This is a genomic window from Candidatus Cloacimonas sp. (assembly GCA_035403355.1).
Taxonomy (GTDB): domain Bacteria; phylum Cloacimonadota; class Cloacimonadia; order Cloacimonadales; family Cloacimonadaceae; genus Cloacimonas.
Genome location: DAONFA010000014.1, coordinates 1 through 22884, shown reverse-complemented (window position 1 = coordinate 22884; position 22884 = coordinate 1). Strand labels below are relative to the sequence as shown.

Genomic DNA, 22884 nt, shown 5'->3' with positions numbered 1-22884 from the left:
CCTGAAATCGGAATCTGCGTTATCAGCGTAATCTGCGTGAGATATTTCAGCTCCAATATTTTCTATCCAGAGTGCGATATTGAATTGCCTCGCTAATATCTTCGGAGAGGATATCTTTGCGTCCTTCCAAATCGGCTATAGTTCTGGAGACCTTTAGAATTCTATCAAAGACCCTTGCTGAATAGCCCATTTTGTCTATTGCATTTTGCAGTAAGGCATTACTATCATCGTTCAGAATGCAGAATTTGCGTAACTGGCGGGAATTCATCTGGCTGTTATTAAAAATACCTGTTCCCTTAAAACGCTCCTGTTGAATGGTGCGGGCTTTATTTACTCTGGCTCTGATATCAACTGATTTATCTCCAGTTGGTAAAGAAGCCAAATCCGCATAGCTGACGGTGGGAACTTCTACATGGATATCTATTCTATCTAAAAGCGGTCCGGAAACCCTGCTCCGATAACGCAAAATTGAACCCCATTCACAGTTGCATTGATGATTGGGAATATTGGCACCATAATATCCGCAAGGACAAGGATTCATACTGGCAATCAACATAAATTCTGCCGGGAAAGTTAAACTGGATGCTGCCCGGGAAATTGTTACTACTCCATCTTCCAGCGGCTGACGCAAGACCTCTAAAACCACTCTTTTAAATTCCGGCAGCTCATCTAAAAATAAAACTCCTCTATGCGAAAGAGACACCTCTCCCGGTTTGGGAAAAGCTCCTCCCCCAATTAAGGCAACATCGCTAATTGTATGATGAGGCGAACGAAAAGGTCTGGTGGTTAAAATACCATTCCTGAAATTTTTGGAATAGCCGGCTACGGAATGAATTTTCGTTGCTTCCAATGCCTCTTCCAAACTCAGTTCCGGCAAAATTGTGGGCACTCTGCGTGCTAACATTGTTTTACCGCTTCCCGGAGGACCAATCATTAAAACATTATGACCACCGGCGGCGGCAACTTCCAAAGCTCTTTTCACTTGAAATTGACCTTTCACATCACTCATATCAACCGGAAAATCATTCAGCACCTGAAAAATCTTCTCCCGGTCAACGCTGGCAGCTCTAATCTCTGTTTCGTTACTAAGCCAGCTGACACATTCTCTTAAAGAGGTAACAGGAATAACCTTCAGACCTTCTATAATAGCTGCTTCTTCTGCATTTTCCAGAGGGACAATAAGAGTATCTATGCCATCTTTTTTAGCAGCTATGGCAATTGGCAAAACACCTGCAACAGGACGAACAAATCCATCCAAAGAAAGCTCACCAATCATCGCTATTTTATCGTAGTCAATAAGTTTGAATATCTCGTTGCACTGCAAAATAGCTAAAGCGATAGGCAAATCCAAAGCTGCACTATCCTTTTTCAAATCAGCAGGGGCAAGATTGATAGTATAATGTAAGGTACTGATTTGATAACCCGAATTCTTGATAGCAGCAACAACTCTATCCTTGCTTTCTTTAACGGCATTGGATGCCATTCCGACAATGTTCATCGGATTAAAACCGATTCCTATATCCGCTTCTACTGAAATCTGATAAGCATCAATTCCGAGGGTTGTATATGAAAGAACAATTCCGACCATAGTTTTTCCTTAATATTTTACACTAAACCACAAAAATAACGCAATGTTACGGAGTCAAGGAAAAAGATTGGGGACTGTAAAACAAGGTTCTCTTTTCTTATTGCTCATTTTATGCGGTAAATAAATATACTCTTATCCAAAGGCCAAATTTTTTTTGGGGCTTTAGGCAATTTTTTGCACTAAAAGCTTGACAAAAAACGCAATGTTAAAACTATAATAACAAGCCATAATGGGGTTAAAATATGATAGATAAGGTCAAGCACAGCCGTAAGATTGTTTTTGCCTTTGTCAGCATACCGGTTTTGATATTATTGCTGGTGATGGTTTTTATTGCTATCAAGCATAATTTGCTGGAAAAGAAGTATGTTTATAGCAGTACTTTGGCAAACGCAATGGGAATTTCCACTCAAACTCCCGTATTGTATAAGGGCTTTGAGGTAGGAAGGGTGCGTGCTTTTTCCCTTGAGGAAGATGGCAACATCGGGCTGCAGTTTTACATTCTTAACCGCTATAAAAACATAATGCTTACCGGCTCAATTTTAGTGCGAAACACTAATCCCATTACGGGTAAGACGACCCTGGAATTTATTCGTAACCCAAATTCTAAAGAGCATTTAAAAGAGGAAAGCAGTGTCCTTTCTTCGGATTTTGCGGAAGGCAAACAGCAGTTGAAAAAGATTGCTCCTTCTTTAAGCGATCCGATATCAGTTATAGTTTCTAATTTGGCACAGCTTTCTACAGCCATCAATGAGGATAATAATGAGGATAAAGGTGCAATTCCTCGCTTTCTGGTAAATTTGGCAGACGCTTCGGAAAAGGCAAATGCCAGTATGAATAAGGTGAACACCATCACTTCGGAACTTGCTTTGTTATCGGCTAATTTAAATCGGGATAATAATCCTGATAGTGGAGTTTTGCTAAGGGCGTTAAATAATTTAGCGGAACTAACTCAAGGGCTGAATAATAGAATGAATGAACTGGAAGCTATATTAGCCAGCGCTCAAACTACTATAGAGAATTATAAAAAGCCCGATTCGCTGTTAATTAAGCTGCTTGATCCCAACAGCGATAAAATACTGAAACCACTATCAGAAACCCTGAATAATCTGGAATCCGCTACAGCGGAATTGACGCAAATTCTGGCAACCGTAAATAATCCCGAATTGCGTTACCTTTTGAATAATCTGAATGACAGTTTGGCAAAAGCACGCAAAACCCTGGAAGGTCTGAATAACAATCCTCTTTTGCGGAAAGGAATTAGCCCCGCCTTGCAACAAAATGCACCTTCTACTAAGCGTTTGCATGAGGTTCCGGATGTTCCGTAAAGCGCTTTATTGCTTTTTGCTTTTTTTGGGTGCCTGCTCTATCGCGAAAGTTCCTGTTCAGCCACAGGCGAAAATAGATGCCGACAATCAATTAAGCTATGCTATTCAAATGGAAAGCGGGAAGGACTTTTCAGCCGCCAAAGAGAGCTATGCTTTCTTAACGGAAAAGTATCGTTCTTTTGCCGATATTCAAGGAATGCTTATTTGCTTAAGCGGTTTGGCAAGGATAGAATTGGCAAATGGCAATGAGGCAGCTTATCAAAATTATAAAAATCGGATGCAAGAGCTGATTCAAAATATAGCTCCCGAACTGGAATATTATCTGCAACTGCTGGATATTTATTACTATCAGCAGGAAAATAACTATGCTGCCATTTCCCGGATAGCTACTATTAAAGAAAGTTATCCAAAGGAAATTGCTTTGGAACTGGCAACGGCAAAACTGCAGGCAGATAGCTATCTTGCCATTGCAGATGAAAAACAGGTTAAGGAACTGATTGCTCGTTTAAAAAAAATAGAACCACAGCTGAAAAAAGCAAAATACAATAATCCCGAGTTGCTTTCATCCGCCTGGTATGCGCTTGCCTATTATTATTTCAGGAATGCCGATTATAAATCTGCCAGAGAATATATCAATAAAGCTCAGGATTGGGATTACCGTTACGGCAATTTTTCTTCTATGGCTCATTGCTTGTGGCTTAAAGCGCAAATTGCCGCAGCGGAAAATAAACTTGCGGAAGCTAAAAGCAATTGGCTGAAGGCGGAAGGGATATTCCTTTCCTTGAGGGATACTGCTGCCGTGGAAGAATTGAACCGGTCAATGCAAAAACTATTGCAAGAGCAAAAGAAATGAACAGGTTATTAAATAAAAAGAGAATTGGAGTAATGTTTCCGGCAAAAGCCGAAACTACTTTGATTCAGATAGATAAAGCTTATGAAATTACTTAAATCCGTTTCCCTGCCTACTTCTTCAACCGCTCTGAAAAGAGTGAATGTGCTGTTTGAAGATAAAATTATTAAACTCTTCACCGATGATATTGAGGTGGAAGAAGATGTTGAAATTATTGACGCTAAGGGTTTGTTAATGCTCCCTGGCGGAATTGATCCTCATACCCATATTTTAGCGAAAAATGCTGATGCGGCAACTGCCTTGGCTAACATCACCAAAATTGCTTTGGAAGGAGGTTGGACTACCCTTTCCGAACTAAGCTATCATACTCAAAGCCCTGTTTTTGATAATTCAGCTCTCAAAAAGAAGATTGCTTTGGTAAATGCCAATGCCTATACTGCTCTCGCTCTTTGGGGTCACATTGATATTAACGATTATCCCTATCATTCAGAATCGGCACAGGAAATTTGGAACAAAGGAGTTGTAGGAATCGCTTTAGCTGTTCCTTCTCCCAATCCTGCCATTGCAGATATCACTTTCACGGAAATTATGGATTTGTTTTTTGATATCTATGAAAGCGATACTGCCTTTGCTTTCCAGGGTTACGACTATGAAAGTTATCGGGAATTTAGTCCTCTTGCTCAGCTGGATGCCATTAAAAAAATCTTACGCAGAATGCAGGAAAATCCTATTCACATTCCCAGAATATCTTCCTATCCGGCAATTGAATTTATAAACAGCATTTCCAAAAGGAGCGATATCTCTTTTGCTACCTGTATTGCCGATCTGATGGCTCTCTTCAATCCTGAGGTCTTTAGCACTCCTTTTGCTTGCGATTTTGCCGATTTTGCCGATTTACTCTTTGAGCTTCTGCGCACCAATAAAATTTATCTGCTATCCAATTGCGCTGCCCCGGAAACGAAAAAGCCCGATTACTGTGAACTCTTTCAGGGCTGCAATCCGGAAATGATGAATTATTCATACCTTTGGGTGCTTTCCGAACTCTGGAAAAAAAGAAAAGTCCCCCTTGCTACCTGCCTTAAAATGACCAGTGAAAATGCCGCTAAGCGTTTAGGTATCTATCCTGAAAAAGGGTCCTTAGACCCCGGTTCCGATGCCGATTTTGTTCTTTACGATCCGGAATCTACAACCATCGTAAAGGGTAATAAAGGTATGGATATTGAACTCTCCGGTTCCTTTAAAGCTGTATATCTAAAAGGAAATCAGGTTACCGGAGAAAACTTTAACACCAAAAAACAGGGCTACTTTTTACCCCGAAGCACTAATCCTAAACGCCGGCATAATAATTCTTCCTGGATTTAGCTCTTAGTTTAAAACCTTCCGCTGGTTACACATCGCGGAGGAACGACATCTTGTCGTTCATATTTGTCCGCGGGATACACATCTTGTCGTTCATAAGAAACCAGGTATTTTCGTTGCCGATTACTTTTCGGTATAGAAAAAAAGCATGAGAGGTGGTTGACGAGGACATCAGCATTGCGGGAAAAGGCGTAAGAGGTGGTTGACGAGGACATCAGCATTGCGTGAAAAAGCGTAAGAGGTGGTTGACCAGGAGGTCAACAATCCGAGTTTAAAACCTTCTCAACCTTCTTTTGCTGTTATTTTCAATATAATTTCTTAATCTTTTAGGGTCATATTACTCCCTTAGCTCAAGCTGTCAATCACTCCTATATCTAACCTTAATCACTCCTTAATTATTAACGCTTGATTAACGCTTGATTAAGTAGTAATACACGAGCTCAGGAGAGAGAAAATATACCTTTTTTCCCGGAGGAACAGCATCTTGTTGTTCATAAGGTTGACCGGGGTCAACACTCGGATTTTGCCCTTAGGGATTTCAACAGGTAAAAATCTCAGCAACTTATACACCTTTATTTTAAAAATGGGGTGTGAATGTGATATTTTTATTGACAGGAAATTGGGATAAGAATATATATAAAATATATAAAAAACCAGGAGGTTTAAAATGAAAAAAGGATTATTTATCCTTCTCGCCCTAATTATCGCTTCAAGTGTTTGTGCTTTTACGAAAGGAACGATTAATCCGGGAGGAACAGTTTCTTTCACTTCTTTCAAACCCAATTCTGATGAAAAAGCCATTACTATGTTTAGCATTACTCCTCAGGTTGGATATTTTATTATTGATGACTTTTCAGCTGATGTGCTCCTTAATTATATGTATGAAGGTCAAAAAGGAGATGAGCATGAATCGGAATATAGTACATCTCTTTTGGGTATTGGCATTGGAGGAAGGTATTTTTATCCTGTCGAACCAGGAAAAATTTACGGGGGCATGGATTTTCTTTATAATTCATTTAGCTGGGAAGATGAATATGATGGTGAAAAGTATGATGGTAATAGGAATGCTATGTATCTTGATTTGAAAGCCGGTTATCTTTTTCCTGTTGTAGAAAATGTGTATGTTGATTTCGGGCTCAAATATCAAATAGGTTTAGGTGATTATGGTGGTGATGATTATGAAGATGCACTTGATGAATACAAGGAAAATGAAGAAAGCTCATTTGGCATCAATATTGGATTTCAGATATTTATCCCAACGCATTTGTATTAACCAATTTATGTTGTTTTGATCCCCGGTTTTCCGGGGATTTTTTTAAACCCTGTTTATTTACTTAAACTTATAAGCTTTAAGTAACTTCTTCAATGGCATAATGCTCTGTTCAGAATTGCCGCTAATTATGCTCTTTATATGCTACCCAGATTTGAAAATCCTTTGGCAGACGGGAAAAACCTGCCTTTTCGTAAATTTTAACAGCAGAAGGAAGGTCTGACTGCAAATAGAGATAATTCTGAGAGATATTCCGGTGATAATTGATTAAATGATGCATCATCGCACCCGCAAAACCCTTTCCTCTGAATTTCTCTCGGGTGAAAACATCATCAACTCTGCTGTAGCCGGCAAAGATGCTAACTGAAGCCATTGTAGCCAATTCGCCTTGATAATATCCCCCCAGAAAATGATAGGAAGGGTGAGTTAGATGACGCTCCACAACTTTAATTGTCCAATCACCTCCATAATCTATGGCAATGGTTTCCATAATATCAATGTCCAATTGGCGAACGCGTTCAATTTTCAGTTCCTCAGATTCCCGTAAACTGCTTTCGTGATCGTGCAGGAAAAAATCACTTTGCTTAAGTTTCAGGACATAGTTGTGGCGCTCCAGGAAGGGCTCCAGAATTTCTAATTCTTTGGGATTTAAAGAAGGATAGAGACAGGGATGAATTCCTTTGCTTTTATAGAAAAACTCTATATCACGCAGAGAACTTTCAACTTCAATTAAATCTAAAATTACCGCATGATTGCTTTCCTGAGATGCCTTGTTACCTTCGTTATAAAAAAGAAGTCCATAATTCCTGGTTAACATATTGGAAAAACGCTGGGGATAGTGAATTTCTGTATCCTTTAACCGATTCATATTAAAAGGGATTTGCATTGTTTACTCCTTTTTCTTGAATAAAGCATTTATTATTATAAATTAGGCCATTTTAGGGAAAGAGCAAATAAATAGTTGCAAGTTGAACCGCAGGATACTATTTTTTTAGGAACTTACTGGATTTTAAGGAAAAACACTTGACGAATTGATAACTTTCGGGAACAAGGAATATATCTTGCTACTTTAATATAAGTAACTGATAAAAAAAATGGATATAGATTATGAAAAAGACCTTTATTCTTTGTAGTGCCGTTCTGTTATGCCTAAGTTTGGCAGCTTGGGAAACAGAAATTAAAATTAATCCTTATGCCTGGCAAAACACAAAACAGGTGAAGGAACTTCCTGTAACTATTACTGCAGGAGAGCCCGTTTTACCATTTATGACGGTAAATGTTCTTCTTCCTTTCGGTCACAAATATCAAAATGCCAGCGTGCAATTAACTGCTGCGGAGGTAGTTGCGGAAAATGTTTCAATTCCTGTTGCTGCACCTCAATTGCCTGTTTCTGAAAAGGAGTATTCCCCTTCGTTTCTTTCGGCAAAAGCCGTTTTGGAAAACCGTCTTTATCCTTCTCAGCAGTGGCAGTTTTTAGGAACACAATACTATCGGGGTTATCAAATTGCTCTTTTTAATGTTTACCCTTATCGTTACAATCCTGTTAACCGGAAGCTTTATGCCAGCTCTCAAATCAGTATATCCCTGAACTCTGATTTTTCTGAAAAAGAGGCACTTTACCAGGCAAATTTTCATACTCCGGGAACAAAAACACTGCAAACGCTAACTTCCCTAATTTGCAATCCTGAGGAAATATCTTCCTATCAAACGGCAGAAAGTTATCGGAATGTATCTTTTGCCAATCGCAATATTGACCTTTCGGTGCCTAAACAGATGATAATTATTACCAGCAATTCCAGAATAAGCTGGTTTACTAATTATTGTGCCTGGCGTTCCGCTGAAGGTGTTTCCAATGCTGTTTTTTCTACGGAGGATATCTATTCATCCTATCCCGGGGTTGATAATGCGGAAAAAATCCGTAATTTTATTATTGCTGCCTATCAAACCTGGGCAAATAGTTCCCAACCCCTGGAATATGTTATTTTAGGTGGCGACGATGAAATTGTTCCCGAAAGAGGCGCTTACGGTCAGGTAGGCGAAACAATTGATGCCAGGATGCCTGTAGATATTTACTACAGCAATTTGGACGGTAACTGGAATGCCAATCAAAATCAAATCTGGGGTGAAACAAACGATAATACCGATTTGGTACCTGAAGTTCATATCGGCAGATTTCCTGCTGAATCCCAAACTGAATTCAACAATATGTTCAGAAAGATTCAATATTATGCCGATAACGATACTTACAGCAATAACTATGCTCTCTTTATGGGCGAAAACCTGAATAATAATCCCCTAACCTGGGGCGGTGATTATAAAGATGATGTAGCTCAATATCTACCCGATGAATACTATCTGCATACCCTCTATGAAAGGGATGGCACTTTTAATTCTACCAGTGTATTCAATGCCATTAATGCCGGGGCAGGCATAATGAATCATATGGGACACGCTAATGAATTCACACTTATCGGTCAATCCAATGGCTCGGCAGAAAGCTTAACTAATACGGAATATGGTTTTCTCTATTCTCAGGGCTGTTATCCGGCAGCTTTTGATCAACGCACTTCCGGAAGCAGTGAATCCATTGGTGAACATTTAGTTACTGCTTCTGGTGCCCTTTTCTCTTTTATTGGCAACACTCGTTACGGATGGTATAGTCCCGGAAGCGTCAATGGAGCTTCCCAGTTTTATGATCGTCAGTTTTTCCGGGGATTGTTTCAGCAGAATTTACCTTTTTTAGGTGAAGCTTTAACTTATTCCCGGCTGCAAAATTTGAATTCTGCCTTAAGCAATGATGTTATGCGCTGGTGCTATTATGAAGTGGTGCTTTTTGGAGACCCTTCCATAGCGGTTAAAGCTTTTAATTCCGATCTTCCTCTGTTGAATTTGGCAAGCTATACCATTACCGATGAAGATAGTGATAAGGACGGTGTTATCAATCCCGGAGAAATAATTCGGCTCTATCCTGTTGTTTCCAATAGTGTTTCTTGGGCAACTGCCACAAATGTTATTCTTCATCTGGAAAATGTTCCCGAAGGCATTGAACTGCTAACTAATGAAATTGTTATTCCTCAGATTTCCGGTGGTAGCCAAAACAGCGCAGGTATGTATTTTCGTCTTCAGCTTTCTGATGATATCGGCTTTGGCACCTTTAATTTAACTCTGACAATTGATTCACAGCATCCGATAACGCAACTATCCACAGGCGTTCACAGATTTCCTGTGTCCTTTTCTATTACTTTAATAGATAATCGTTTTCCTTGGGAAACCAATGTAAATGGAAAAGCAGCTCCTCTTGTGGCAGACATTATTGACAGTCCCGGTATGGAAATTATCTATGCCGATGTGTATGGAAACAGCTATTTGATTGATAACAACGGTGAATTGTATGCTATGCTGAATGCTCCGGAAGGAATGGAAATCAGTGGCAGTTTTGCCAGTGGTCTCATAGACGGCGATGACGAAATTGATTTGGCTTTCTGCAGTAGAACGGGAAACATATTCGCGATGCGTTTAAACGGGGATATCATCTTCAATTATCAGGCAGATACTTCTTTTAATTTTACTCCTATGCTGGCAGATATTGATGGTAACGGTTCTCTGGAAGTAATTGCCGGAGGTATTAACGGCAAAATTTATGCCCTTTCTTCCACAGGGCAACTTATCAACGGTTTTCCTTTTGATACCGGCGGGCTTATATATTGTGATTTTGCCGCTGCTGATTTTGACAGTAATGGTGCTTGGGAAATAGTTTCCGGTTCCGTAAACGGGTTATTAACCGTAGTTGGTGCAAATGGTATTGTCCGCAATGGTTTCCCGCTCCAGTTAAACGGACCTGTATGTGGAACCCCTACAATTACGGACACCAATAAAATCGTCTGTTCTACGCTAACCGATATTTATATTATTTCCCCCGAGGGTAATGTGCTTGTTACTCGCAGTATCAATTCTCGCATTCCCGGTGGTTTTGTTTTGGGAGATGTAACTGCCGATAATGTCGGTATAGATATTGTGGGCATTACTAATAATGGTTCACTACTTGCTTTTACCGATGCGGGTATTAACCTTCCCGGCTTTCCAGTATCTATTGAAGATTGCTTTAGTTGTCCTCCCCTGCTGGCTAATCTGGATAGTGATCCTCAGTTGGAAATAATTGTTTATAGTTATATGAATACTGTTTATGCTTACAATGCAGATGGTAGTCCTGTAAACGGTTTTCCCTTTATTAATATTTACAATGGCAGCACCCCGGCAACCTTAGTGGATTTTGATAATAATAATCAAACTAAACTGGTAATGGGCTTTTCCAACGGTGTTTTAATGCTAAATTTGAATCGCAATGCTTCCGGGCTAATGCCTTGGACAACTTATCGGGGAAGTCCATTACGGCAAGGTTCAATTGCTTCCACTGGTTTTGTGAGCAATGTTGATGCCAATAATGTTCCGGTTTGGAATGATTTACAGGGAAATTATCCCAATCCGTTTAATCCGGAAACGACAATTTGCTACACCACTAAAGCCAATACTCAAGCTAAGCTGGAAATATTTAATATAAAAGGGCAAAAAATACGCACTTTAATAGATGCTATGCATAATGAAGGCAAACATAGCATTGTGTGGAACGGGCGAGATGATTTTTCCAGAGAAGTTGCCAGTGGTGTTTATTTTTACCGTTTAACTGCCGGTGGAAAGACCTCCCGGCGTAAAATGTTGCTGCTGAAATGACTATTGCCGAAAATATAAGATACCTGCAGGATAATATTGCCGGTATCTTATCTCGCCTGGGTTATAAGGATGAAGTTACTTTAGTAGCGGTTACCAAAACTCATCCTGTTTCCGTAATAGAGAGTGCCTTGCAATGCGGAATTGAACATATCGGCGAAAACAAAGTGCAGGAAGCAAGAAAAAAAATTCCCCTGCTTAAAGTTCCCTGTAAAGCTTTCCACTTTATCGGTCATCTGCAAAGCAATAAAATCAATCAGTTATTGCAGCTAAATCCCTTTTTAATTCAATCGGTGCATTCCCTGGAACTGGCAGAAAAGTTACATTCGGCTTTAAAGAAAGACAACCGCACTCAAGATATCCTCATTCAAATTAACAGCAGCGAAGAAACAAGCAAAAACGGTTTTTCCTTTGCCGAAGCGAAGGATGCAATTTGGCGGATTTCCAGTTATTCAACCTTGCAGATTAAAGGTTTGATGACTATCGGAAGGTTAGCAGAAGCGGAAGTTAGCCGTCCTCTTTTTGTTCGGATGAAATCCTTGTTTGAAGAAATAAAAACCCTGAATATCCCTAAGGTGGAAATGCAATATCTTTCCATGGGAATGAGTGATGATTATGTTCAGGCATTGGAAGAGGGCTCTAATATGTTGCGAATTGGAACTGCCATTTTCGGAGAGCGTAATTATGGGGTGAATGAATGATCTATCTCTTTGCCCTTCTTATTATAATAATTGCATATCTTTACGGCTGTTTTTCCACGGCGCGGGTGATTGCTAAAAGTTTCCGTTCGCTCAATGTATATAAAATCGGTTCCGGTCTTGCGGATACCGAAAATATTTATACTAATATCAGCAAGCCCCTGGGGACTTTGGTGGGGGCAACGGATGTGGCTAAGGCATATTTGTTTTTGATGATTGTGGAATTTGTTTTACGGTTTATTGATAACAAAGTGATTAATTATTCCGGTTTTGATATTCTCTATTCAGAAAATATTATGTTAATCTATGGGTTATGTATGCTCATTGGTCACTGCTTACCCTATAATCATCATTTTCGGGGAGGACGCGGCATTTTTACCTATATGGGGATGCTTGCCTATTTTGCTTTTTTGCCAACCTTGATTTCCGCTGCAGTTGCCTGGCTTATAGTTCTTTTTTTCAGGCAAATTCGTTTTGTTCAATATCTGATCGTTATTTTACCTGTTATTTTGTATATCATATTCTATACTCTGTTCCATTATCATAAGGATTTTCCTCCTTATTTCATAACCCTTTTACTTGGCAATGCTATAGTGATGGGTATTTTGAACATTTTTGTTTCCAAAAAACTGGGGGAATTTTAGCTCCCCTGCAAAGGAAAGTTGATGATAAAAATAATTCCTGTAGATAACCAAAAACAGCTGAAGGACTTCATTCTTCTTCCTTTCAAGCTATATCAAAAAGAGCCCAACTGGGTTCCCCCTTTAATTAGTGACCAGAAAAAGTTTTTTAACCCTAAGAAGAATCCCTACTATGATCATTCTGAGGTTAAACTGTTTCTTGCTCAAAAAGATGGAGAAACCGTTGGCAGAATTTCTGCCCATTCCAATACACAACATAATAAAGAACATAACGAAAATATCGGGTTCTTCGGTTTCTTTGAGTGTATTGAAGAGCAGGAAGTAGCTAATGCTCTTTTTGATGCAGCTTTGCAGTGGAATAGCTATCGTAATTTTACCGCTATGAGGGGCCCTATCAACTTCAGCGTGAATGATGAATGCGGTTTGCTTATTCAGGGTTTTGAAACACCGCCAATGATTATGATGCCGCACAACTTTCCCTATTACCAAAAGCTTTACGAAAACTACGGTTTTTTCAAAACAATGGATCTCTATGCCTTCATCAGTGAATATCATTCCATCCCTGAACGCGTTGCCAAAATGGCAGAAATAATTACCAAGCGCAATAATGTGCAAATCCGTTCTCTGTCCTACAATAAAAAACAGCGCAAAAAAGATATTGAAACCGTTTTTAATATTTACACGCGTGCCTGGCAATATAATTGGGGAAATGTTCCTATGACGCGAGCCGAATTTGATCATCTTGTTGCAGAACTGCTTCCTATAGTAGATCCCGATATGGTTTTTATTGCCGAGGTTGATAATCAGCTTGCCGGGTTCAGTTTAACTTTGCCCAACTTCAATGAAGTGCTTAAAGTTATGCAGGGGAAAGTAACTCCCGTATCTATTCTCAAAGCTCTTAAAGCCAAAAAACACATCACTTCCGTGCGCGTTATTACGATGGGAATAATTAAAGAATTTCAAGGTAAGGGAATAGATACTTTGCTATATTATCACACTTTTAAGAATGGACTCCCCAAGGGCTATTACCGCAGTGAATTTTCCTGGGTGCTGGAAAACAACATCCCGATGATTAATGTTGCCGAAAAATTGGGTGCTGAGATATATAAAACCTATCGTCTTTACGATAAAGCCATCACCGGTAGAAAGTAACGGATTCTGTATGCCGGAATTATCAACAAAACAAAAGAAAACAGCAAAGTCCTTCCTTTCGGCAATTGATCTTATTACCCTGATCTTTTGCGGCTGGATTTTGCTGTATATGTGTTTGGGTATTTCTCGCTCTCCGGAAGTTCTAAAACACATTCCCGTTTATCTTGCCATTTTTACTGCAGTGCTATTTCTTGCCTGGCTGCAACAACAACCCGGTTGGTGTTACACACCAAACAAGCTTACCAAGCGCTATAAAGTGCTCAGCTTTTTCCGGGGACTTTATCCTGTTTTTCTATTCGGCTATTTTTATACATCCGGTTATGCTTTCAATCGCATCCTATTTCGGGACTGGCTTGATCCTTTCTTTATGAAAATTGATAAAGCTATCTTTGGTTATCTGCCTTCTTTGGTTTGGGGAAAGCAATATTCGCATTGGGCAATTCAGGAACTCTTTCATTTTGCCTATTTTTGCTATTATCCTATGATTGCCGGTATTCCGTTATACCTTTATTTTACACAAAAAGATGCCTTTAAAGAAGTAATCTTCAATCTTACCTTTGTATTCTATTGTTGTTATACAATTTATTCTGTTCTGCCTGTTATTGGAGGACGCTATCTTCCGGAAGCGATGGCTTTAACAAAGACCTATCATTCCGGACCCTTCTCCCGTATTATGGCTTTTATCTATCGCACTTCCAATCATTTAGGAGGTGCATTTCCCAGCAGCCATATTGCCATTGCTCTTGTTTTAACTATTGCCGCTTTGCGTTACATTCGTCCCGTTGGTTATATCTGCACTGTTATTTCCTTTTTTCTTTCCATTGCCACCGTCTTCTGTCACTATCATTGGTTTATAGATGCAGTTTTTGGAATTTTAACAGGTATTGCAGGTTACTATGCAGCCAATGGAACTCGTTTGCTTTTAAAGGAAAAGGGGTTTAGCTAATGTTAGGGAGTTTTATTTCCTTGCCTAAGGTTGTTTATATTACCCTTCTGTTATTTGTTCCTGCTATATTTTTGTTCGCTCAGCAGGTTACGCCTCTGCCGATAACGGATTATGATTACACTCTTCCGGAAAGTAATGTTTCTCCTATTGCTATGGGAGCGGGAGCTCTTAATTTAACTAATGCCAGCGATCCTTTTTGCGCTTACGGCAATCCTGCTTTGATGGCTGATAATAAGCTTGGTTCGTTTTCTCTGTCTTTTCGTTTAACAGCAGAGGAAGACCTGGATTTTTATAGTGCCATCAGTGTTAGCAATACCTTGAAAGACAAACAATTCAAATACTTTGTGCTAAATACCGGTGCTGTTTCTTTCAGCTATCAACCGGTTGCTTCAGTGCATATCAGTCAGTTTAGTGAAGATGGTTTGAATAGTGAATATTATGACTATAAAATGGATAAAGTTCAAGTTTCCTGGGGTGGAAGAGACGAAAATTATCCCAAATTAGCCGCCGGAATAAATTTGAAATACCTTTCCGGGCGTCTCGTTTACCTGAGGGAGCATAAGGTTGGCAATAGTTTAATTCGGGATGGTTTTATTGACGATAAAGCCAAAGGTGTTTCCGGTGACCTTGGTATAACCTATAAAATGGGTGATATTGTTTATGCCGCTTCTTTCTATGACCTTCTTTCAATGCTCTGGTGGGAAAATTATGATTCCGTTACCTTGCAAAGAAGAGCTGCTGCAGGTCTTGGTTTTGAAGGAACAAACAGTCACTATTATGCCGGAATACAAAGCAAACTTGCCAAAAAGCCCGAAACAACTTATCATCTTGGTTATGGTTACAGATGGAATTTAAACTCCGGCAGCAATTCCTCTTCAACCGAAAACAGCAGTTCTTTTGATCTTAGAGTGGGCACTTACAGCCACGATTTTTACGGGGCTGATAATATCAATTTCACCCTTGGCGCTGGCTATTATTACAGGAATTTCCACTTTGATTTTTCCCTGAATAGCACGGGAATGAAACTTGCTGATAGTGACTATCTATTTTCCATTAGTGCAGGTATTTAGTTGTTTCAGCTTTCCTTTTTAAATGCTACTTTCCTCTTTTTTGCAGCAGCCGTAATAATCCCGTTGCTAATCTGGCTGCTGGCTAAGAAAAAACCGCTGAAGATTGTTTTCCCAACTTTGAGGTTTATAAAACTAAGCAAAGAACAGGAAAAAAGCCGCAGTAAACTGAAAAACATTCTTTTACTGATTATCAGGATGTTGATTATTCTGCTGGTTGTTTTAGCAGTTGCGCGTCCAATGCTTTCTTCTCCGAAACTAAAACCCTCAGGTAAACATCCTCCTACGGCAATTGCTATTTTGATAGATACTTCTTACAGTATGGATTATGCTGAAAGAGGAAAAAGTTCCTTGCAATATGCCAAAGAGGCATTGCAAAAAATAAATGCCAAAGCCAATCCGGATGACCGTTTGATACCAATTAGTTCCGATGAAAACTGGAACCTCCTGCATAGCCAAATTTATGCCGGTTCTTTGCCTGAAACGCTTATCGGGCAGTTAAAAATCACTTTCAGTCCTCTCACTTTGGAAGAAATGCTGGCGCAAGCAGAAACCAAACTTGCCGAAAGTCAAATGCCCAATCGTGAGATTTATCTTATCACCGATTTAAGAATTCCCCCTGCAGAGCTGAAAACCAGTGTTCCCATTGCTCTTATTCCCGTTCCGGAAACAGTGGACTATGAAAACCTGGCAGTTATATCTGCCAATGCCTTACCCCAATTGGTGGAAAAACATAATCAACAGCTGATTCAATTCACAGTTGCCAATTATGGAGAAACCGAACGCAAAGATGTGCTTGTAAAGGCAGTGGTAAACGATATCAAACTGGCAGAAAAATTTCTCTCCGTTCCTGCTCAAAGCACAGTTATTGAAACCATCCCGATTGAACTTCGCTCTGATGGATGGCAGAGTGGCTATATTGAAGTTAACGATGAACGCCAAATAACGGATAACCGTTGTTATTTTGCTTTTCCTTATTATAGTAAACCTCGGGTTACGGTTATTACTCGCAACGGCAGCTTGCCTGCTATTCTTTCTACAATCTTAAAGGTTTATAGCGCTTCCTCTTTTCAAATCATCTCTGCTGATGCTCTTTCAATAAGTGACCTGGATAAAGCGCAACTTTTTGTCGTTTACGATTGCGGAGCTTTAACTTCCCGCTTACGCGAGGTCTTTACCAACCTCCAAAACCGGAAAAAAGGTATTCTTTTTTGCCTGGGAGATAATCTCTCTGCCGATTTGAAGTCCTATCTGAACAACAGTTTCGGCATTGAAATTAAAGAACGCACGCAAAAGGCAATCACTATAGATAACCTGAATGCTCATCACTATATCAGCTCTCTCATTTCGGGAAAAGCACTTAAAAATACTACCCTCAGCGACTACTGGCAAGCGGTTAATAAGAATGCCGGAGTGCTGATTTCAGCCCAAAACATTCCTCTGGCGGTTGTTAATGAAAAACAGTCCCTCTGGCTTTGGAATATTGCCTCGGAAAACAATCCTTTCTTTATTGACCCCGCGTTTCCGGTTCTGGCTTTCCGCACTTTGGATTATCTTGCCGGTTCGGAAATTCCGGAAACAAATAATAAAATCGGGCAAGTGCTTATATTTGATAAATTACAGCTGCCTACAGGAGAAATTATCTCCAACCGCCGTTATTTGGCTACGGAACCAGGAATTTATATTTTTGAGCCGAATACGCCTCGCAGTTATGCAATGGCAATTAACATTGACTATAGCGATTCCGAAACCAGAACTAATCTCCCTAAAGGGATAAAAAACTTAGGGGATAAATGGGAGGATAAACTTTTCTTTTCACGCCTGGGTCATGACCTCTGGAAAATTTTACTTGCCATTGCCTTCGCTTTAATGATTTTGGAAATTATTATCGTGAAGACAGAAGAAACAAGGGCAAAATAGCAGGCGGCAAGGAGAAGAAATGATTTTAGAACAAATAACCGAGCCGAAACAGATTAAAGAACTATCTGTAAGCGAACTGAAAACTCTGGCGAAGGAAGTTCGCACCCGCATTGTGCAAGTTGTTTCTAAAACAGGAGGTCATTTAGCTCCCAGTTTGGGAACGGTAGATCTTACCATTGCTTTGCTCTATCTGTTTGATCCTTTAACCGATAGAATTGTTTGGGATGTAGGGCATCAGGCATACAGCTGGAAAATTTTAACCGGACGCAATGCTCAGTTTGATACTTTAAGGCAGTATAAAGGTATCAGTGGTTTTACCAATCGGGACGAAAGTCCTTATGATGCTTTTACTACCGGTCATAGCAGCACTTCCGTTTCCGCCGCTTTAGGAATTACCTGTGCCAGGGATTTGAATAATGAACAGGGTCATTGCCTTGCCGTGATTGGTGATGGAGCTTTAACCGGAGGCATGAGTTTTGAGGCATTAAATTACGGTGGGCACCTGCAAAAGGATAAATTCATCGTTATCTTAAATGATAACGAAATGTCCATCTCTAAAAATGTAGGCGGTTTGCAGAAATATATGGCTCGGATGCTTGCCAGTAAATCTTATAATGTCCTTAAAAAGCAGGTTTGGGATTTCAGTCATACTTTACCAGCTAATATTCGGCGCAATTTTATTTACGGAGCCCAAAAGCTGGAAGAATCAATGATGAATATCCTGGTGCCCAACATTATTTTTGAAGACCTGGGCTTTAAATATGTAGGTCCTATAGATGGTCATGATATAGAGCAGCTCCTGAAGATTATCAAAAGAGTAAAGAATTTTATGGTGGGTCCTGTCCTGATCCATATTGTTACCCAAAAAGGTAAGGGCTATCCTCCTGCAGAAAAGGACTCTGCTCTTTTTCATGGAACAGGACCTTTTGATTTAAAAACAGGCAAACAAATCAGTAGCGGAAAACAAAGTTGGAGTGACCTGATGGGCTCAACCCTGGTCACTTTAGCCCAAAAAGATCCTAAAATTGTGGCAATTACAGCTGCTATGACTGCCGGAACAGGATTGAGCAAATTTGAAGAGACCTTTCCCGACCGCTTTTTTGATGTCGGCATTGCTGAACAGCATTCCGTAACTTTGGCAGCAGGAATGTCCACGAAGGGATTAAAACCTTTTGTGGCAATCTATTCCACTTTTCTCCAGCGTGCCTTAGACCAGATTATTCACGATGTTGCTTTACCCCGATTACCCGTTGTTTTTTGCATTGATAGAGCTGGTCTTGTAGGTGAAGATGGAGCTACGCATCACGGTGCTTTTGATCTTTCTTTTTTAAGCTTTGTTCCCAATATGATTATTTTAACTCCTTCCACCGCAGAAGAACTTGTGGCAATGCTTACCTGGGCTGCAAAATATAAAGAGGGTCCCGTGGCTATTCGTTATCCACGGGGAACTGTAATTCCTGCTTCTGTTCATCAAACATTAACCGATTTTAATCCCTTTCCTGCCATAATTCACTCCAAGGAAGGGAATATTGCCTTAATTGCTTGCGGAGATGCTTTTTTTACAGCTGAGGAAGTGCATAATTTGCTGGCTAAAGATAAGATACCTTCACAGCTGGTACAATTGCTCTCTGTAAAACCCTTGGATGAAAATACCCTTCTGCAAGTGGCTTCTAACTGCAAATACATTTTCACTTTTGAAAGTAATGCTGTTATTGGAGGAATGGGAGCACGCATAGCTCAATTATTAGCTACTGAAAAGGTTACAGTTATCAATTTTGGCTATCCCGATCGCTTTATTGCCCAAGGAAAAATATCGGAACTTCTTGAAGAAATCGGTTTTACAGCTCCCCGGCTGTATGAAAAGATAATCCAGATGCTTAAATGAAAAATGTTAGCGAGATTATTTGCGCACCGATAACTCCTGCCGGATTTTCTGCCATAGCTGTAATCCGCTTAAGTGGCAAGGGTTGCATTGAGCTTGTAGCCAAACACTTTTCTCCGGGCAATAAACTTCTTAAGCAACCTTCTCAACGCCTTGTTTTTGGTACTTTTTATGCAGAAACAGAAGAGGCAATAGACGAAGTTCTGCTTTCCGTTTTTAGAGAACCACATAGCTATACAGGAGAGGATGTTATTGAAATATCCTGTCATGGCAATCCCAATCTTGTCAATCGTATTCTTAATATCCTTCTTCTTTCCTGCCGTCTGGCAAAACCGGGAGAATTTACCTTGCGTGCTTTCTTAAATGGAAAAATGGATTTAAGCCAGGCAGAAGCAGTTAACGACCTTATTCAGGCACAGGCAACCCAGGCAGAAAAAGCAGCTCTTTTACAGCTTAAGGGTAAATTGAGCAAATACTTACAAATATTATTAAACCGCATTACGGAACTGCGTATCCGTTTTGAGCTGGCAATTGATTTTACCGATCAGGATTTACCTTTACCCGATTCCAATGCTATGTATCAGGAATTAAAAGATATCATCAAAACAGCGGAAGAACTGAAAAATACAGGCGAACAGGGAAGACGACTACGCGAAGGAATCAAGATTTGTTTAACGGGTGCTCCGAATGTTGGTAAATCCTCACTTTTTAATGCTTTACTGCAACAAAACAGAGCTATCGTAACTCCCCACCCGGGAACGACCAGGGATTATTTAGAGGAATCTTTATCCCTAAATGGATTTCCTGTAGTTATTTATGATACAGCAGGACTAAGAGAATCTCCTGATGACATTGAAAAAGAAGGAATTGCTAAAAGCTACGCATTGATGCAGGAATCAGACCTTATCCTTTATTTAGTGGAAGCTAATACAGTAACTAATCCTAACCTGCAAATAACGGAATTACTTTCTTTATCCACTATTCCGCCTGAACTTTATTCCAAAACCCTTGCCGTTTTCAGTAAAGCGGATTTGCTGCCGGAAAATGCACCTAAAATACCAGGGGGAATTTATTGCAGCGTAATAACGGAAAAGGGCTTGAAAGACCTTACCGATGCAATTTCCCGGCAGTTATCGCTGAGCACTGAATTACTGAATAAACCCATCATCATCAATAACCGACATCTGATTGCTCTATCTAAATCCCTGCAGTTTTTGCATCAAGCAAAACACTCCATAGAAGAAAAACAGGGCTACGAATTTATTGCCTTTGAACTTATTTCCGCCAGCAATGCCTTGGAAGAAATTTTAGGAATTATCACTACCGACGACCTGTTAAATAAAATCTTCAGCGAATTCTGCATTGGAAAATAACCCACCACTTTACAGAAATTAATAAAGCCCTTAGAAATTTCACGATGCAAACAGCGGTAGGTTTTGACTTACAATTTTCACCTGCCTTCAATGTAACTATTACCCACGATTCTTTTTCACTTACAACCGCTTTTTAGCTGGTCTGAAATCCGAAAAATTGTGAGTTAAAACAGAAAGCCCACACCCTTCCAACCCAACAATCAATCACCCTATATTTATCCGGCATAGAAAATCAACACCATAAAGCGATAACTCACTATCAGCAGCGAATATTCTTTTTTCATCCAAAAATTACTTGTTTATCAGTTCCTTCTTTTTTGCGATATGCGGCTGAAGAGATTCCCGTATCGTTCCCATATCGCGACACGAGAACGATACGGGAGTTATATCGGAGTGTTATGAAGAAAATTTCGGGCTCAGAGGTGATGAAACAATGGACAATGCAACCAGAAACTTCAAAATTTGTTCCAATGCTGTAGAATATACCAGTCAAATATTTTCTTCTGAAGGGATTTCTATTCCTGAATTCATAATGATGTTGTAAAAGATAAAATCTTGGGTAAAAAATGAAATATGTTGTGCCAAGAGCTTTTTTTCAATTTTTATCTATATCTATTTCCAATCAGTTACAAAATTGAACTGTCAAACTTGAGTGATATAAATAATAGCGGTAGAAATAATCAAAACCCTGAACAAATCTTCCGATCCGAATTGAATATCAATAAACCTATTCCTGTAATGCCTCCAATTGTTGAGAACCTCCCTTTTTTAATAACAGGGTAGTGTAGGTTGCTGAGAAAAAAGGTATTGAGAGGATTGAAAAGGTTTTAAAAGCTGACAGGTGACACAAAAAAATAGCGATGGTAGCGGAAGCCCTTCGTATAGCTCTCCGGACTATTTAGTATAGGCAAAGGGCTGAGTATATCTCAACCTTCCAAACCACCTTTACCTTTGCCAACCCCTTTTCACCATTCTCAATATAGTGATTCACTATGTAAATTTTCTTAGTTGCCTATAGCTTTTATATAGTAGAATTTCCTTTGTGAATCCGCAAGCAGGGAATATTGAGTACCAGTTATGGAAGTAAGAAAACTCCAAGGTCCAGACGGATTATCTGCAACATAAATAGCATATAAATTAGCTCCCTGAATAGAATTCCAGGATAGTAAACAGGAATTGCCTGCATAAGCTATTTCTACTTGGGGAATATTCAAATCCGCGGTAGAAAAACAAATATTGGGATGTTTTGGAGCATTACTTCCGATCTGGGTAGCGGGGAAAAAATCATCCGAGGTCTTATACACTTGTTTATTTAAGCTGGATTCTGTATAACAGAATTTGGGAGTAGGGCTTACTCTACTACCGTCTCTATTTTCCCATAAAATTTCTACTCCTGAATTAGGATTGAGCATATAGGGCGAAGAAAGAGAGATAGAAACCCAGCCGGGTCCGTTAAAAGTTATGGACCCATTATAAATAAGTGCTTTATTGGTGTAACCCGGATGAACGCAATCTGCTTGTGTATAGTTATTACCGGAAAACGCTCCAATGTAAATGCTTTGAGTATCCATTAGATAATTTACAAGAGGAACACTACCTCCTATTTGAAAAGCGATGCGGGTAATTTCTACAGGATTAATTATTCCTGCATTTTGGAGCTCCGCAGCAGAGTAAAAGAATTTACTCCAACCATAATTATTCGCTCCGCAAACTGGAACATAAATTTGGGTAGCACTTAAGTTATTAATATCGCCAAGATAAAAATCCTCCGCAGAGAGCAATACAAACAGGCACAGGAAAATTAGCAACGAGACAACCTTTCTTTTCACAATTAAACTCCTTTTCTCTATATTACTAATCATAAATAGATTTCAATACAACACTTTAATTTTTCATATAGCGCTCATCTTATTAACTTTTTCATTAGGAAATATTGTGTAAATTCCGTCAAGATTTTTTTCTTGGCATTAAGAAGAAAGAAGAAAGGTCTTGACAGAAATCCCTTCTAAATTTTGAAGGAAAAAACCGTAAGGGAGGATTAGTCCTAATTGGTAAGGCAGCGGTCTTGAAAACCGCCGGGTTATGCCC

Annotated in this window: 16 protein-coding genes; 13 read left to right on the top strand and 3 right to left on the bottom strand. The window is 39.6% G+C overall.

Annotated elements, in window-relative coordinates:
- Positions 1–46 precede the first annotated feature (46 nt).
- Complete coding sequence (locus tag PLE33_04910) at positions 47–1588, bottom strand: YifB family Mg chelatase-like AAA ATPase (protein HPS60584.1); 1542 nt, start codon at positions 1586–1588, stop codon at positions 47–49.
- A 242-nt stretch (positions 1589–1830) separates the two neighbouring features.
- Between PLE33_04910 and PLE33_04905 the strand changes: the two genes are divergently transcribed.
- The 4 genes from PLE33_04905 to PLE33_04890 all read left to right on the top strand — a co-directional run bounded on the left by PLE33_04905 (position 1831) and on the right by PLE33_04890 (position 6395).
- Entirely contained in the window at positions 1831–2913 is a 1083-nt protein-coding gene (locus PLE33_04905) for an MlaD family protein (protein HPS60583.1), read from the top strand.
- On the top strand, positions 2903–3766 hold the full coding sequence (locus PLE33_04900; protein ID HPS60582.1) for a hypothetical protein: 864 nt from the start codon (positions 2903–2905) through the stop codon (positions 3764–3766). Before PLE33_04905 ends, PLE33_04900 begins: the two co-directional genes overlap by 11 nt.
- Positions 3767–3847: 81 nt before the next feature.
- Positions 3848–5125, top strand: a complete 1278-nt coding sequence (locus PLE33_04895) for an amidohydrolase family protein (GenBank protein ID HPS60581.1) — start codon at positions 3848–3850, stop codon at positions 5123–5125.
- 664 nt (positions 5126–5789) lie between these two features.
- A complete protein-coding gene (locus PLE33_04890) occupies positions 5790–6395 on the top strand; it encodes a hypothetical protein (GenBank protein HPS60580.1) in 606 nt (201 codons plus the stop codon).
- 121 nt (positions 6396–6516) lie between these two features.
- Here the strand turns inward: PLE33_04890 and PLE33_04885 are convergent, their stop codons facing one another.
- Positions 6517–7278, bottom strand: coding sequence for a GNAT family N-acetyltransferase (locus PLE33_04885; GenBank protein ID HPS60579.1), 762 nt, complete (start codon positions 7276–7278; stop codon positions 6517–6519).
- 221 nt (positions 7279–7499) lie between these two features.
- Here PLE33_04885 and PLE33_04880 point away from each other — a divergent pair, with 221 nt between their 5' ends.
- From PLE33_04880 to mnmE, 9 genes are read left to right on the top strand one after another with little or no spacing between them, the layout of a single operon-like run.
- Positions 7500–11120 (top strand): C25 family cysteine peptidase, encoded by a 3621-nt coding sequence (locus PLE33_04880; protein HPS60578.1) that lies wholly within the window; start codon positions 7500–7502, stop codon positions 11118–11120.
- The gene (locus tag PLE33_04875; GenBank protein ID HPS60577.1) at positions 11117–11818 is read left to right on the top strand and encodes a YggS family pyridoxal phosphate-dependent enzyme; all 702 of its coding nucleotides are present in this window, start codon (positions 11117–11119) and stop codon (positions 11816–11818) included. The genes PLE33_04880 and PLE33_04875 overlap by 4 nt, the downstream gene beginning before the upstream one ends.
- The gene (locus tag PLE33_04870; GenBank protein HPS60576.1) at positions 11815–12459 is read left to right on the top strand and encodes a glycerol-3-phosphate acyltransferase; all 645 of its coding nucleotides are present in this window, start codon (positions 11815–11817) and stop codon (positions 12457–12459) included. Before PLE33_04875 ends, PLE33_04870 begins: the two co-directional genes overlap by 4 nt.
- Before the next feature lie 21 nt (positions 12460–12480).
- Positions 12481–13608 carry a GNAT family N-acetyltransferase gene (locus PLE33_04865; GenBank protein HPS60575.1) on the top strand — a complete coding sequence of 376 codons (1128 nt, stop codon included), beginning with the start codon at positions 12481–12483 and terminating at the stop codon, positions 13606–13608.
- Between the two features lie 10 nt (positions 13609–13618).
- Positions 13619–14554, top strand: a complete 936-nt coding sequence (locus PLE33_04860) for a phosphatase PAP2 family protein (GenBank protein ID HPS60574.1) — start codon at positions 13619–13621, stop codon at positions 14552–14554.
- A gap of 20 nt (positions 14555–14574) precedes the next feature.
- Positions 14575–15624 carry a hypothetical protein gene (locus PLE33_04855; GenBank protein ID HPS60573.1) on the top strand — a complete coding sequence of 350 codons (1050 nt, stop codon included), beginning with the start codon at positions 14575–14577 and terminating at the stop codon, positions 15622–15624.
- Complete coding sequence (locus tag PLE33_04850; protein ID HPS60572.1) at positions 15625–17541, top strand: VWA domain-containing protein; 1917 nt, start codon at positions 15625–15627, stop codon at positions 17539–17541.
- Positions 17542–17560: 19 nt separating this feature from the next.
- Entirely contained in the window at positions 17561–19426 is a 1866-nt protein-coding gene (dxs, locus tag PLE33_04845; GenBank protein HPS60571.1) for a 1-deoxy-D-xylulose-5-phosphate synthase, read from the top strand.
- Entirely contained in the window at positions 19423–20796 is a 1374-nt protein-coding gene (gene mnmE, locus PLE33_04840; GenBank protein ID HPS60570.1) for a tRNA uridine-5-carboxymethylaminomethyl(34) synthesis GTPase MnmE, read from the top strand. Before dxs ends, mnmE begins: the two co-directional genes overlap by 4 nt.
- 1004 nt (positions 20797–21800) lie before the next feature.
- Here mnmE and PLE33_04835 read toward each other — a convergent pair.
- A complete protein-coding gene (locus tag PLE33_04835) occupies positions 21801–22625 on the bottom strand; it encodes a hypothetical protein (protein ID HPS60569.1) in 825 nt (274 codons plus the stop codon).
- Positions 22626–22884: the final 259 nt, after the last annotated feature.